Source organism: Oryzomicrobium terrae (assembly GCF_008274805.1).
Taxonomy (GTDB): domain Bacteria; phylum Pseudomonadota; class Gammaproteobacteria; order Burkholderiales; family Rhodocyclaceae; genus Oryzomicrobium; species Oryzomicrobium terrae.
In genome coordinates this window covers 1,442,054-1,456,397 of sequence record NZ_CP022579.1, presented here as the reverse complement: position 1 = coordinate 1,456,397, position 14,344 = coordinate 1,442,054, and the positions used below count along the sequence as shown (strand labels likewise).

Below are 14,344 nucleotides of genomic sequence, written 5' to 3'. Positions count from 1 at the left end.
CTTAGCGCGCATTGGCGTACTTGAACGGAAACTCGGCGAAGGCCGCGAAGATGTAGCTCTCAGCGCCGTTGAGGGCCGCGTTACTACCGCGCAACTTGAATCCGTTGGACAGGATGTCTACGGCCTGCCCGGCCCCAGAGCCGTCGCCCTCTACGTTGGCGAGAGACGGATACACCAGCAGCGCCGCTGCGTTGTTAGGGCTGCGCGCAGTGTCGAGGAGCATCCAGTCAGAGGCGCCGGTGACACGTTTGATCAGAATCCACCGAGGGCGGAAGCCACACCAAACGAACGTACCGTCTGCGGAGCCATTGCCGGTGTAGTTACCAATCCTCGAAAAGCCGTCAACCTCAGCAAAACAGTACGCGACATAGCTCATGCCGTTCTGGTTGGAGCCGTTTGCCGAACCGATCGAGAACACGGATGCTGTAGGCGCGGTGCTGTTCCAAACCGTCGCTGCGGCAGAAGAGACCGCGGAGAGGTTGAGTAGCAGATAGTTCCCTGCACCGAGCGACGCGTGGTAGACCATCCAGTTGTTGGAACTGTCGGTCCGAGACTTCACGATCACCAACTTGGGCGCGACGCCGAGGCCGTGCCCAACAGTGGCGTTGGCGCCAGTGCCGGTATAAGTTGCGACACTGAACCCGCTCGAAGTATTCGGGCTGACCTGCGCGGTGGTGCTACCCGAAGTATTCGCCGCTGCGGCCCCGCCGGCCTTCCACACCGCCGCGACGCTGCTCCCCGAAGGAGTCGAGAACGTCGTCTCCGCGTTGGTGGTGTTCGACTGCAAGACGGCGGACGTGCCACGTACCGTGTCGACCTGCTGCCAGTTGGTCGCGTTCGCGCGGTCCTTGATCCACTCCAGGAATGCGGCGCCGCTAAACACCGCCTCGGCAGTCGCTTTGATATTCGCCCCGGTATCCAGCTTCACGTCGAAGTGCTGGTTTGGCTTCTTGATAGCGGGGTCGGGCAAGTTGGCCGTGCACAGGGCCTTGAACCCCGTCGTAGGGGTGTAGGTGAATGGCCGCTGCCCGAAGTTGATCCAACCAGCGATCGACGTACCGGCGATGCGGAACAGCGGATACCACGTTCCGGTAAGTCCGGTGAACGCGGTGCCCTGGGAAGTGCCGTTCTTCCAGAACGCGAGCGTGCCTGCATCGGCGTCGAACAGGACGCTGATGACATCGTTGGTCGTCCACGTGGCGGCATACGCACTCGCGGTAGTCCCCAGATACTTCTGCCCGTCGTTGGTGTACATGCGGGACGTGCTGTAGGTGGTGCCGTCCGTCGTATCGCCAATGACTCCTACCCCTACGCCGCCAGTGCCGCTAGTGACTGCCAGCTCCCAATACCACTTGCCCTGCGTCGGCAGAGCCATGGTGCCGTAACGATGTCCGGTCGTCGTGGACGCGAGGATGTTGAGGGCGCCCCAGCCGAGCGACACCGCGGCCAAGCCGTTGAGTGGGTTCAGCGTACAGAAGTTGTTCGATGGGGTATCCGACGACCAGTCGTACGCCGCCCCCGCGGTGAGGCTGATGCTGTTCGCAGTGAAGTTATTCCCATTACCCGAGCGGTCCAGACACAGGTTGGCTAAGCTGCTCCCATCCTTGAAGTCCAGGTAGCAGCCGTTCGTGCCATACGTCCCGGCCCATGCTTTAGGCACCCACACTCCGGTTGCCGCGTCGAACTGCCCGAAGCTACTCGCGGGCAGCTTCATGCCGTCGATGAAGCGGCACTCACTCAGGTAGGACTCGGACGGGATAGAGGTGGTGTACCCGCCCCAATACTGGACGTTGCCGGAGGCCGTGAGGAACGTGTGGTTCTGCGGCGGGTAAGCGGCCGTGGCGAACGAAGTCACGGGCACGCCGTTGATCTCAAGCGTCACCCGATTCGCCGCGGTCGCCTGGGTCGTGTCGATCCCCACGCAGATGTGCATGTGCGCGCCGGGGTCCCGAAAGTACGCGCTGGTGACGAGCCGGTACGTCACCGCAGTGTCGAACGTGACGCGGAGCTGGTCGTTGATGAAGTCGATGTTCACCATGTTCGCCGACGCACCCACGTTCCCTTCGTAGAAGAGATTGTGGATGCCGGACGGCGCGAGAGCCCCCCGCTTCACCCAGAAGCTGATCGTGCGAATCGTCCCGCTCATCGAAGTCGCTGCGAGCGTGCGGCTCAGGTACGACTGCGCGGCGTACCGGAAGCGGAGCGAGTTTGGGACGGAGTACGTCCCAGGGCTGCCGGAGGGGATGGGCGGAAACACATCAAGCTCCGGTGAGGTAGCCCGGGCCGGTGGGGATCAGGGTGTTACTCGCCCCGCCGACAAAGGTGAACACGTAGACGCCGCTGACCAGAGGCGACGGCGCTCCGCCCGAAGGCCACTTGAACGCGGTATTCCACGAGGGCGTGAAACCACCAGTGGTCAAGATCAGGACGTAGAGCGCGTTCTGCTTGATGTTGGTCGGCGCACCGAAGGTTCGGGCGGCCGCGGTCGTCACACTCACGACTTGGCCGTTCGCGTCGCCATCCCAGGCGATGGTGGCGCCGTCGGTGAGCGCCCCTGCATACGGGACCTGCTGCGCCTTGAAGGTCTTCGACACGTCGGTGCGCGCGGCAACGGCCGGAAGCACGGCGGCTGGGATCGTGTCGCCCGTGCCGAACTCGGCCAGGGCAACTACGTCCGCGCCGCTGCGCTTTGCCTTGAGCGGGATTACGTCGGCCATGACTGGCTACCCGCTTAGGCCAGGACCACCGGGGTCTGAGACTGGAAGTTCACCGCAGTGGCGCTGGTAGCGAAGCCGATCCGCTGCACGACGTTGCCGCTGCCGGTCGGCGCAGTGGCCGAGCCGAGCCCAGGGGTGGTGGATAGGAACACGTTGCCCGCGGCCTGCCCGGTCACCTGGGTGTTGCTGCCTTCGAAGTACACCGTGGCGTTGGCGCCGTTGGACACAGCGGCCAGAACGAAGCCGTGAGCTTCCTTGCCGGCGGTGGTGGCGTCGGCTTTGCGGACGTTGAATGAGCCCGCGTTGTTCCAGATGTTCACGTAGTCGCCGGCTGCCAGCGCTTCGGACGCCGGGATGATCGCGGTGTCAGCACCAATACCCACGGGCATCATCGAGTTGTCGATGCGACCGGTGGAGTCGAGCTGCACGACCTTGCCCGCATCGGCGGCCCCGGCAGAGGCGTTCTTGGCGTTGACGATGGTCGCGTCCAGCACGCCGGAGGCGTTGAGCGCAGGAATCTTGTCCGCGTCAGCAGCGCCAGCGGACGTGGTGAGCGCGGCCTCTTCGGTCAGCTGCCCAGCATTGTTCTTGATGAACTTCTTGGCGGAAGCGGTGCCCATGGAAGGTTCTCCTTAGATGAGGATGGGTTCCCGCAGGCTGACGTAAAGCGTGGTCGGCGAGAGCGGGATTCCCACGACCAACGAGAAGGCGGAGGGTGCGGCGGGCACGACCTGGGTCAGAAGTCCGTTTGCACCAAGGAAAACCGGCAGGGACACGTCCCAGCTCCAGGTCGGCTCGGTGATCTCACCGCCGGTCTGGATGTCGACCGGGTAACCGGCCACGGCGGCGCCGACCGTCATACCGAGCACTTTCAGGGCGTGCGACGGGTCGGTCGCGTCGGCATAGACCGCGCTGCCGGTGGCATCCAGCAGCACCATGCGGTGGCCGCCAAGGGCGGTGCCGGCCGGGTACGTGAGTGAAGAACCGCCCGGTAGACCAGCCAGCCCTGGTGGTCCCGGGGGGCCCTGCTCGGCTGAGGCGATCAGGCTGATCACTTCCTCCGTTTCGAGGACGACCAATTCCTCATTGGTGACGATCAGGTCAGGCACTGCGTGTCACCTCGGGCGAGACAACGACGGGGCCGTAGACCATGCGAACAACGTCGCCATTGGCGAACTTGATTTCCAGGTCAAAAACCCCGGTGTCCCAGGAAATATGGGAGGTGTCCGTATCGGACACGAGCAGGTCCACGGTGCCGGCCACCCCGCCAAGCGTGATTCCGCCGTTCTCCGTGGTCAGATCCAGAAGCACGGCGGGATCATCTATCTCCAGGCGAACCTGCATGCGCGCCGTGCAGCCCGTCAGATCAATGGGCTGCGTCCCTCCGGGGCTGTACCAGGTAAAGCGCTTCCGGAATGTGGCGCCCTGGAAAATGGTGAGTTTCGTCTTGGCCGGCTTCATGGCAATCAGTGTTGCCAATGCCGCCGGCCAAGACCAACCCTACAAGGGGTCCGTTACGGTGCCTCCCTGGCCTGGGCCAGATCCGCCCGGATCTGGGCACGCATCGCCTTGGGTGCGGTGTCGGCAATCCGCTGATCCTTGGACTTGCGCATCTCCTTAACCCGCTTCATCACCGAGGGGACGGTGATCAGCATCCGCTGATCCGGATTCTTGGCATTCCAGTCTGCGATTTCCTCCCGGGCCTCCTTCACCTTGCCCGGGTCATTCTCGAAAATGCCCTGCGCCCACTTTGCCCGGATCTCCTGGGCCCGTAGGTTGTAGAAGTTCTTTGCCTGCTGGGCCTCGGCGTTGGCCTCCTGGATGCGTGCAACGCTCTGGGGCTGGAAGCCGATCGCCTTCGCCGCTGCTTCAAGCGGGTTGGTATCGAGAACCTTGTACCCCTTGGCGTCCCGGTACATCCCGGTGGCAGCCATGTCGGCCCCCTTGGCCGCATTGCGCACTGCCTGGGGGGCCATGGTGAGCAGGCCGCTGGCGATGTTGCCGTGTAGTACTTGGGCAGCCCCCTCGCCGATACGCTTGGCGAAGTCACCAGCCGGGCCAACGATCTCCAGCACGTCGCTGGTATGGCTCGTCTTGCTCTGCAGCAGGCCCGTGCCCGGAATCAGGTTGCCCAGGCCAAGGCGGCCAGACACATCGATCGGCGCCCCGGGCAGGCCGGTGATGCCCTTCTCGATGAACCCGGCGATACCGCGGCCAAAGGCCTGCTCCAGCAATTCCTGGCGTGCCGCCTTGGTGCTGATGTTGTAGCCCAGCAACTGGGCCAGGGCGTCAGCTGCATCGGCAGCGTCGTCGGCGAACGGCAGACCGCCGGCGCCGCCCATGAGCATCAGCACACCCAGGGCCAGCAGGGCAGCCCGCTTTCCCTCCGGCCCGCCCTGGGTGTACATGCGGTGCAGCAGCTCCAGGTAGGCAATGGAATAGGTCTTGAACGTCATCAGCGTTCCGCCGACGGCGCCCCGCCCCCACTGCATCTTGCTGGCCTTGGAGTAAACGAACTGGGTCTCCTTGACCGCCTGGCGGGCGAACCCGGCCGGGTCCGCCATGCCCTGCTCCTTGCCCATCCTGTAGGCGGCGATGAAGGTCACCCGGCGGTTCGCTTGTTCGGCCAGGCCGAACACCTTGCCCCAGGCAAAGGCCAGGCGCTTGAGGCCATTGGCCGCGGTGGCCAGGGCCTCCCCCTGCTTAGTGCCATCACCGGAGCGCAGCGATCCGCGGCCCTGGGCCTGGGCCATAAGCTGGTGGACCTCTTGGGGCGACACCGTACCGTCTTCCTCGGCCTCGTGTAGGGCCCTGGCCAGGTCGTCCTCGTACTTGTGGCCCTTGGCCGCCATCTCCTTGGCTGCCCGGCCAATCTCTGCCGCCGCCTTCTTGGCTCCGCCGTACTGGCTCAACCAGGGGAAGGTCACGGCCACCGGCTGGGTCATGTTCACGAACGCCGAAGCGATCGAGCCCCCCAGGTACTGGGCAAACAGCAGCCCGCGCACGGCCTGGGCTTCCTCCTGGGGGTTCTTGATGTACTCAGCCAGACGCACCGCGGCGTCTTTCAGCTCGCCCTGCTCCTTCGGTATCGCGTCCACCGCCTCGGTCAGGTCGCCCAGGTTCAAGCCGGCGGCCGTCTGCCGCGCGTTGGAATAGACGAAGGCAGCCAGCACCCGGCCCACATCCTCGCTGTAGCCGGCGATGCCCTGGCGGTGGATCAGCCGCTTCATGGCACTGCGGTTGGTCTTGGTCAGACGCAGGTACTGCTGGAAAGCTCGGTCCTGGGCACTGTCGCCGGTGGAGTTGAAGCCCAAGGCGTTGCCGAACAGCTCCAGGGTTTCCGGCGTGACACCGGAGAAGAGCTTGTAGGCTTCCTCCGACATCGTGCCCTGGGAAACCTCAGCGCCCGGGAAGGCGGCGCGCATCTGCTCGGCCATTTGGTTGGCCTCGCGCTTCGTCTCGAATAGGCCGAAGTATTGGCGCTCACCGGTCTGGTCCACCACATCCACCGAGTACTTGCCGAAGCGGGACAGCGGAGCATAGCCCTCGGCCTGGAGCTGGGTCACCTTCTCGGCTCGCTCCATGATCCCGTTGGCCACATTCAGCAGATCCGTGGCCCGGCCTGGCCAGGCGTCGGCGGTATCGGACAGGTGGTCACGCAACAGGAGGGCGGCGTCCTGAACGCTCGGCGTATCCATCACCTGCTGGCGCAACGCCTTCACGTCCTCGCCGCCAAATCGCAGCATGTCGGCCCGAGCCATGGTGTCCAGGCTGCGATCCACCGCGGCGCGGAACTCCCGGTACAGGGCCACCTGGCCGTCGTTCAGCTTAAACATGTCGCGCAGTTCGGCATCGGTCCAGACCACCCCTGGCTTGAGCAGCTGCGATTCGTAGCGGCTGTCGATCATCTTGGCGAACTGCTCCGGCGGCAGCGCCTGCCAGGCGCGCAGCATGCCCTCGGGCAGCTTGTCGCGCCGGCGCAGGTCCTCCGCTTTCTGCTCGGTGGTCATGCGGGCCGCCTCGGCCGCAACATCGTCCACGCGCACCGGCTTGCCGGACTCGTCCCGGGTCCAAGACAAGGAGCCCTCAAACACCGGAACGGCCAAGACCTTGTTGTCCTCGGCGCTGACCGGCGACTTCATGATGTCGCGCCAGCCATCCAACTTGGGCAGCAGCTTGGGTGCCAGGTCCGCGGCGTCGTTGGCGTAGTGGCTCACGTCGTCCACAAAGCCCTGGGCTGCCTCGAACACCGGCTTGAACGCCGGCGAGCGCTGCGCCAGGTTGTACATGGTGCCCACGGTCTTGTGCCACCAGGACAGCCCCCCCGGGGCGCTGAACGCCTTGTCCAGCTCGGCCGTAGCCAGGCTGGCGACTTCTCGCAGGCCGGAACGGCTGAATTTGATGCCCGGGGCGTTGTTCATGTCACCGTCTTGGTCCACAATGGACTTGCCCGCTCCCTGGGCGCCACGAGAACGTATAGGGGCGTCTTGCGTAGCGGAGGATTGGGTCGCACCCCCCGCCTCCGCGCCGGGCTTAACATTGAAGCTCGTCAGCATCCATGCGTTGCTGCCGGGCTTCCGGATCAGAATTGCCTCATTCTGGTTGTGCGTGAGCACCAACCGCACAGCACCGCCGAACTCGTTGCGGCGCAATTCGCTCCCGCGAGCAATGGTTTCGACAACCGACTCGGTAAGCATCCGCTCAACATCGGAGCGGGTCATGTGATCGGCAGCGATGCGGCGCGCGATGATGTGCGCAATTCCCTTCTTTTCATCTCCCCACACGAAGTCCACCCAGCCCAGGCCGTTGCGGAACATCGCACGATGAACTGAATTGCGGTCGTTGAGCGCATTGGACATCGCCTCCCGGCCCCGGGAGACGTTGGCCTCCACGGACTTCATCGCACTGCGGCTGAATGCCGGCTCCACGCCACCCACCGCCCCACGGGCCGCCCGCTCCATGCCCACCATGGCGTAGCCCACCAGGTCGTCCACGGTTACCTCGCCAACGCCCATGCCGTGGCGCAGCATGAAAGCGCGGACCATGGCCAGCGCGCTGCGCAGGAAGTCGCCGACCCGCTGCCCCAGGTTCTGGTCCACCCAGGAGAGGAAACGGCCATCTGCCACCGTGAATCCCTGGCTGCGCCCCTCCATCACTGCCTGCTCCACGATGTAGGCCGTGGCCTCGGCCGCGTTGCCGGACTCGCCGACGCTGCCCATGCGGGCCGCCACCCGATCGAGGAAGGCGCGCAATTCGGCGTTCTTCACGCTTCCCCGGGTCGTCAGCATCTCCAGGGCGCGTCGGTCCAGCGCCGTGCGCTGCTGGCCATGGCTCATCTCGTGCAGCAGCACCGCCGGGCCGGTCACCGGGTTCAGGTTCGGGCCCACGAGGAAGGTCATACCGCTCTTCGGGTCAAAGAACCCGTTGACCTGGCCGGCATCGGAGAAGAGCTGTACTGACTTGGATAGCGCCGTCCCGGTCTTCGACGTGAAGGCCCGGGCGATATGGAGCGGATCCGCATCGTCCAGCAGCACAACCCCGCCGCGCTTCCCGGCGCGGCCCCGGGCCAGCATGGTGCGCAGGGCCTTGCCCAGGTTCGGGAATTGACGATCGAAGGCGCGCACCAGGGCACGCTCGGTCATCGGCGCGCCGCTGGCGTTGCGGGGCCCGGGCAGGTCGGCCAAGTCGCGGCCATTGAAGGTCACCAGCACCTGGCTGGCCGGGATGTCAGCACTTTCCTCCGGCGCAATGTCCATGCGCGCCCGGGGGCTCATGTTCATGCGAGCCTGAGTGTTGCGGGCCTCGACTTCGCCGGCCAGGCGCCGGTAGGTGATCGCGCCGGCCTGGTCCAGGGCACTGACGGCGCCGCCGGCCAGCGGCTTGGCCGTGCCGCCCAGGGCGAACCCCTCCTTGAGCTGGATGGCGTGCTGCAACTCGTGCATCAGCACGGACGGAAGCTCTGCGCGGGGAACGCCTGCTTTCACCTCCAGGGTGAGCTTTCCACCCCGGTTGCGCAGCTTGGCGGTGGAACGCTCGCCCGACGGCATCACCGACACCGGGATGTCGGCCAGGTGCGGGTAGGCGGCAAATAGCCGGTCGTGCGCCAGCACATCGCCCACGGCGACCTGGTTGCGCCCGTCGGCCATGGCCACCACCCGGGCCAAGTCGATCACGTCGCCAGCGGTCAGCCCGCCCACGGCGATGCTGGCCTGGTGGTCGCTGATCTCGAACCGCCATTTGCCATCGGCGCCCCGGTGCCAGCCGGTTGCCTGGCGTACGGCCTCGGCGTCCTCGCCTCGGGCCAGCCGCTGCTGGGCGGTATTCAGGGCATGCAGGTCCGCGCCTTGGGCCTTGCGGCCGGCGAAGGAAAAAAGCACCTTGTTACCATTTTCCCCGTCCTTCACCTGGATCGTGGCCACCAGTTTGTCGAACGCGGCATTGATGGCCTTGCGCTCGGCGCCATGGGGATAGGGGCGCTTCCAGCCCCAGGGGGTTTCGATAACCGCACGTTCCGGGGCGTGGTTAAGGAATGGGCTTTTCCCTCCACCAGCCGCGATCTTGTCCTCGACATAGCCCTGGAATGCGCGGGCTGCCATTTCGTGCGGCGTGGTCCAGTAATCAGATCCCCGCCCCTGGTCCAGTTCCTTGGCGTCCATGGCAAAGCTGGTCGGTACCTGCTTGGTCTTCTCGGAACCGGATTGGGCATCGGCCAGCATCTTGAGGCGGGCCGAGTAGGTGCTCATGCTGTCACGCAGCCGGTCCAGGATTCCTGCCTGGTCGGACGTGAAACCGGAACGCCCGCGTACGGCCTTGTTGATGGCGCTCAATGCCTCCAGAGCATCGTTTGTCCAGCGTGCCCCGCTCATGATCGAGCGACTGGAAACACGGGTACCTTCCTTGACGCTGGAGCGCAGTTCGGCCTCCAGGGCGGTGCCCTCAATGATCTGTTGCGCTACCGTATCGAACTGGGCCAGTTGTTCCGCCGTGGCCGGCTTGTTGTTTCGCTTCCAGTATTGCGGGTCCTTCTGCTCGGCTAGGTCCTGGCGCATGCGTTGCAGTTGGTCGGCGACGTTCTGACGGGCGCCGGCCACGAATCTATCGGCCCTGGCCGTGTCCTCCACGTACTGCTCGGCCTTGAGGGTCATGGTCTTCATCAGAGCCTGATAGGCCCCTCGGACCTCTTCGCGCACGCCAGAGTTGGTGCGCCGGAATCCGCTGCTAGCGGCGTCGTTCTCGAAGGAGTTGGAAGCCTTGAGGGAACGGGTACCGTCCTTGTCCGTCACCCATTCGGTCGAGGATTTTCCGTCCTGGCGGCCGAAATAGTGGTCCAAGGCATGGAACCATTCATGGGCCAGGGAGCCGGCGCCGTTCATTTTGGTCAGATTGATAACGGCCTTGTTCGGCTCATAGTGAGCCCGAGCGCCGCTCAAGCCATGACCACGGGCGCCAAAGGCCAAGGCCAGTTCGCCGTTTAGGCTCATTGCACGGGGCGGGATGCCCATTACCTCGGCCAGGTCCAAAAGGCCGTCGTAGGCGTCATCCAGCAGTTGCTGGCGTTCCTCCTGGTTGTTCCAGTTGCCGAACTCGACCCCCCGGAAGCCGAAGGTATCGGTGAAATCAGTGTCCTTGGCCGGCCCAGTGCGGCGCTCAACGCCTTCTCGCTGGGTAGATTGCGGCCGTGGCAAGTCGGTTTCCCCAAACGTCGTGCTGGTGTTGATGATGGCCTCGGCGTTGTCGGCCATGTAGCGCAGGGCTTCATCACGGGAGGGGAACGTCTGCTCAACCACCTTCACGCGCTTGCGGTCTGTCACATCGCGCCAGATTTCCCAGCCGCCATCCTTGCCGGCAGAGACAACGCGGTGCTTCTGTGCCACTGCCAGCAGGGGCAATGCCTTCTCGGCCTCTTCGCGAGTCGAGTAGTCGCCGGGCATCTTCTTGGCCTGGCCAAGGAAATCCGTCTTGCGAGTGTCGCGGATCACCCACCGCCCCACCTCGCCTAGCCGGTTGCTGGAGACCACTTGGCTTATTTCGAAGCGGCGGGCCCAGGCAGGGCGTTCATCTGTGGGCTTGGAAGCACGCTTGGCGCCAGACGTTGCCTTGTCCTTGCGGGCACCGCCGATCTTCTCGCCGAAGTCGGTGATCGCCCCTTTGGCGGCCATCACGGGAGCAGGTTTCTGCGCAGCTACCTGCTCATCCGAGAGGATTTCCGAAGCGCTGCCGCCCCACCCGGGCAGCAACTCCTGCAGGCCGCCCTCAGCAAGATAGGCCTTCATGGCGTTCTGGCCGGTCAGGGTGACGGCCTTGCCGTCGGCGCCGGTGATCTTGTAGGTGCAGGTCATTCGCCCAGCTCCTTGTCGATCAACAGGAGTCCGCACGGATCGTCGCCGGCTCGGTCAAGCCGGGCGATCAGGTCGCCGAACTCACCCACGGCTTTGCGCTGGATCTCCAGGAACTGCAGCAGAAACTGCCGGGTGACCTCGCTATCGCAGCGCCGGTACCAGTCGGAGTAGTCCCGTTCAAGCTGCAGTTCCGTGTCGAAGGCCGCCTCGATGGCATCGCGCAGGCTGGTGATCTCGTCCTCGGGCGCCTCGATGGTGGGAACGGTGGCCACGTCGCCGCGGTCGTTGATGAAGGAGGCCAGTGCCTGGTAGTGCTCGACCTCGTGCCCGGCCTCGGCCTGGAAATACTTCTGGGCACCGAAGTAACCCAGGCGCTGGCACTGGTTGGCCAGGTGGCGGTAGAAGTTCGAGGCGTACAGTTCCGCCTCAACTGCACGGTTGAGCAGGGTCTTCTCGTTGCTAGTCAGGAGAGATTTCACAGGCATGCCTTGTTGTCCTCAGTGAGGGAGTTGTGGCCGTTGACCTCCAGCTTCCCGGCATCCATCAAGGCGATCAGGATGTCGTGGAAGTCCGTTGTAACGGTCTTGATCTGCTCGGCCCGGGGGTGGTCGGCGGCTTCTTTCTCGGCCACCTTGCGCATGCGCCCCTTGGCGCCCAGGCGCTCGAACAGGGATTCCAGTTCGGAGGGCTGGGCCTGGGTGGCGTCAGCCTTGGCCGGAACGGCGGCTTCACTGGCAGTGGAGGTGGTCGAGCTGGGGAATTCATGTGCCAGCTTCACCAGGTCGCGGATCGGGGCATCCAGGCGGATGGCCTTCACGTCCGCACCGGCCTCGCGCGCAGCCAGCCATTGGTGATGCCCATCGAGCACATGGCCATCGCTGGAAATCAGGATGGAGCGGTCGCCGCCCTCGTGGGCCTTGGCCCGGGCCACCTTGTCGCGGGAGAACTCGGCCTGGGTCGGCTTGAGGCTTGCGGCCGGCACCGTTTCCTCCTGGTGCTGTACCCCCCGGGCGTTCATGAAGTTGGTCATGGCGCCGCGGTGCTCGGCCCTGATCTGCGGCATTTCGGCGCGTGGGATGCCCACCGTTCCGGTGTCCTTGTGGAACTCGGCCCAACCGTCGCCCAGGTCCTTGCCCTCGATGGCGGGTTCCTTGGGCGCGGTGGCCGGAGCCACCTGCGCATCGGTGGACGGAGCGGCATCGCCCTGTGCCTGGATGGCGGCGTGCAATTGGTCCCGGAGCTTCTTGTGCTGGGCTTTCAGGGTGACCGGCACCTTGCGGCTTTTCAGGGCAGCCTCGATGTCGCCACCCCCCTGCCCCATCGCCGCGGGCGCGGCGGCCAACACCTTGCCCTCCACCTCGCGCAGCTTGGCGCGCAGCCCGGCCACCTCGGCAGAATCCGCAGTGGCCGCAGGTAGAGCGGGAAGCGGCGCCGCCGGCGCAGTCACCTGAGCATTGGCTGCTTTCTTCGCCCGGACTCGCTGAATCCCTTCCTTCACGCTCGCCGGCGGGGCCTCATCCGGCGCCCCGGCAACGGCAGTCCCTTCATTGCTGGCAGGCGCCTGATCACCGGCCGGACTCTTCCCCTGCCTTCGGGCCAATTCTGCCGCGGCAGCCTCCCGGTAGCCGGCCTGGCCATTGGTGGTCAGGTATTGGAGCTGGGCATCGGTGCGGCCGGACAGATCGATACCGGAGCCACTCTGGCCAAAAGGCTCCTGAGCCTTTGCGGCCTCCGCCTGGACGCGGGCGCTCCGCAACTTCGCCAACTCCGACTGAATGCGGTTGCGCTCAAACACCAGGGTCTGATTCCAGCCACTGACCCGGGCCTGGCTGCGCACATCCTCCATGCGGGTGACCAGCTCCGCCTCCGGATCGGTAGTCGCCTCTTCGCCCTGGGTAATCTCACCGGTGCTGCTGCCGATCTTCTCGCCAGGGCTTTCCTTACCCTGGCCCTGGGCTACCTCCGCAGCCTGTGCGATGGCGGACTGCTGGGCAACGTGATCGGCGGCCCCGGAGTCCACCGCCAGGGCAGCCGCGCTGGACATTGGGCCGGCTGCCGGGTCCAGGCCCAGGCGTTGGGACGCGCTGCGGTTGTCGATCCCCACCGACTGGTAAATCTCGTCATCCGGGGTGGAGACGGAGCGGTTAGCTTCCTGCTCCGCCAACCGGGCGCGCTCTTGCTCGGCGGCCTTGGCGGAAAGTATGGCGGCGCCGTCGGGGGGCGTGGTCTGAGGAACGGCCGTCTCGCCGGCTTCCTGCTGTGCAAGCTCGGCGGCGCGTACCCGGGCCTCGTAGTTGGCTTGCCGGGCTTCGCCGGCCCCTACCTGGTTCCCGGGAACATCCACCGGCTGCGCGCCTTGGCCATACAGCTTTGCTCGTGCGGCAGTCCGCTGCGATTCGGGCAGGCCATTGATATAGGCGTCGACGTCTGCCTGCCGGCCTACGGTTCCATCAGGGAATGCCACCAGCGGGTCCGGCTTATAGCCCAGAAGGGGCTGGGCCTGCTGGGGCGTAGCCTGCTTCTCCGAAGGCTGCGCAAGGCGTGAGGCAGCACCGAAGCCACCACCCATCACCCCGCCGCCAATGGCCCCCATGGCCCCGCCGAACGCCGTGTCCTTCACTTTCTCGGCGGTCGTGGGATCTTGGTAGGCCGCCACCTGCTCAATCGGGTTCTGCGCCAGTTCCTCAGCGCCCTCGACCGCCGCGCCTTTCGCCAGGCCCTTGCCCACCGACCCCGCCAGGGTCTTCGCCGCAAACTTCTCGGTGACCTTCTTTCGGCCCTCTTTCGTGAGGGCAGACATAGCCCACTCTTGGGGGCCGAACTTGCTTTCGACAGCCCCCACGGCGGCGGCACCCACAGCGGCCCGGGCTTTCGCCCCCAGGTCGTTCTCGCGGCTCGGGTCGTCCTTGATCTGCTGTTCGCGGATACCGCCAAACGAAGGCAACGCCGCCACGGCCGCCGGGCCCAGCCAGGAAACCCCCTGGCCCACAATGGCCGTTGCCGGCGCAAACGGCCCGGTCAGCGGCGCCGCGGCGGTGATCGCCTGGCCCAGCACCCGGGCGCCCAGCATGCCGCCCATCGACCCCGCTGCATTGCCCACCGCCTCCTTGACCGCCGTACCCGGCTTGTCGGCAATGTCGCCCAGGGAGGTGACCGCCGTCGGGTTGGCGTCGATCACGCTCTGGCCGTACTGCTTCAGAGCGTTGTCCTGGCTTACCCCGGGTACGAAGTCGGCTGCCGCCTGGCCGGCGCCCTTGATCACGGAGCCGATGGACTGCTTGGCGGAGG

8 protein-coding genes are annotated in these 14,344 nt (G+C 65.5%); all 8 read right to left on the bottom strand.

Translation table 11 applies throughout. The features are described from left to right. Nucleotide 1: 1 nt before the first annotated feature. The 8 genes from OTERR_RS06755 to OTERR_RS06720 all read right to left on the bottom strand — a co-directional run bounded on the left by OTERR_RS06755 (nucleotide 2) and on the right by OTERR_RS06720 (nucleotide 14,318). Complete coding sequence (locus tag OTERR_RS06755; RefSeq protein WP_149425237.1) at nucleotides 2-2,146, bottom strand: SPRY domain-containing protein; 2,145 nt, start codon at nucleotides 2,144-2,146, stop codon at nucleotides 2-4. A 112-nt stretch (nucleotides 2,147-2,258) separates the two neighbouring features. Continuing rightward, nucleotides 2,259-2,717, bottom strand: coding sequence for a hypothetical protein (locus OTERR_RS06750; RefSeq protein WP_149425236.1), 459 nt, complete (start codon nucleotides 2,715-2,717; stop codon nucleotides 2,259-2,261). A gap of 14 nt (nucleotides 2,718-2,731) precedes the next feature. Continuing rightward, a complete protein-coding gene (locus OTERR_RS06745) occupies nucleotides 2,732-3,337 on the bottom strand; it encodes a hypothetical protein (protein WP_246154379.1) in 606 nt (201 codons plus the stop codon). A gap of 12 nt (nucleotides 3,338-3,349) precedes the next feature. After that, nucleotides 3,350-3,826 (bottom strand): hypothetical protein, encoded by a 477-nt coding sequence (locus OTERR_RS06740; RefSeq protein WP_149425235.1) that lies wholly within the window; start codon nucleotides 3,824-3,826, stop codon nucleotides 3,350-3,352. Then, nucleotides 3,819-4,178, bottom strand: a complete 360-nt coding sequence (locus tag OTERR_RS06735) for a hypothetical protein (protein WP_149425234.1) — start codon at nucleotides 4,176-4,178, stop codon at nucleotides 3,819-3,821. The genes OTERR_RS06740 and OTERR_RS06735 overlap by 8 nt, the downstream gene beginning before the upstream one ends. Before the next feature lie 53 nt (nucleotides 4,179-4,231). Further along, entirely contained in the window at nucleotides 4,232-11,056 is a 6,825-nt protein-coding gene (locus tag OTERR_RS16145) for a PLxRFG domain-containing protein (protein ID WP_223116015.1), read from the bottom strand. Beyond that, the gene (locus OTERR_RS06725) at nucleotides 11,053-11,541 is read right to left on the bottom strand and encodes a ferritin (RefSeq protein WP_149425233.1); all 489 of its coding nucleotides are present in this window, start codon (nucleotides 11,539-11,541) and stop codon (nucleotides 11,053-11,055) included. The genes OTERR_RS16145 and OTERR_RS06725 overlap by 4 nt, the downstream gene beginning before the upstream one ends. Beyond that, complete coding sequence (locus tag OTERR_RS06720) at nucleotides 11,532-14,318, bottom strand: hypothetical protein (protein WP_149425232.1); 2,787 nt, start codon at nucleotides 14,316-14,318, stop codon at nucleotides 11,532-11,534. The genes OTERR_RS06725 and OTERR_RS06720 overlap by 10 nt, the downstream gene beginning before the upstream one ends. Nucleotides 14,319-14,344 lie beyond the last annotated feature (26 nt).

Coding starts and splice junctions, on each gene's coding strand:
- OTERR_RS06755 (WP_149425237.1), bottom strand. CDS start 2,146: ATGAGCGGGACGATTCGCACGATCAGCTTCTGGGTGAAGCGGGGGGCT.
- OTERR_RS06745 (WP_246154379.1), bottom strand. CDS start 3,337: ATGGGCACCGCTTCCGCCAAGAAGTTCATCAAGAACAATGCTGGGCAG.
- OTERR_RS06750 (WP_149425236.1), bottom strand. CDS start 2,717: ATGGCCGACGTAATCCCGCTCAAGGCAAAGCGCAGCGGCGCGGACGTA.
- OTERR_RS16145 (WP_223116015.1), bottom strand. CDS start 11,056: ATGACCTGCACCTACAAGATCACCGGCGCCGACGGCAAGGCCGTCACC.
- OTERR_RS06725 (WP_149425233.1), bottom strand. CDS start 11,541: ATGCCTGTGAAATCTCTCCTGACTAGCAACGAGAAGACCCTGCTCAAC.
- OTERR_RS06735 (WP_149425234.1), bottom strand. CDS start 4,178: ATGAAGCCGGCCAAGACGAAACTCACCATTTTCCAGGGCGCCACATTC.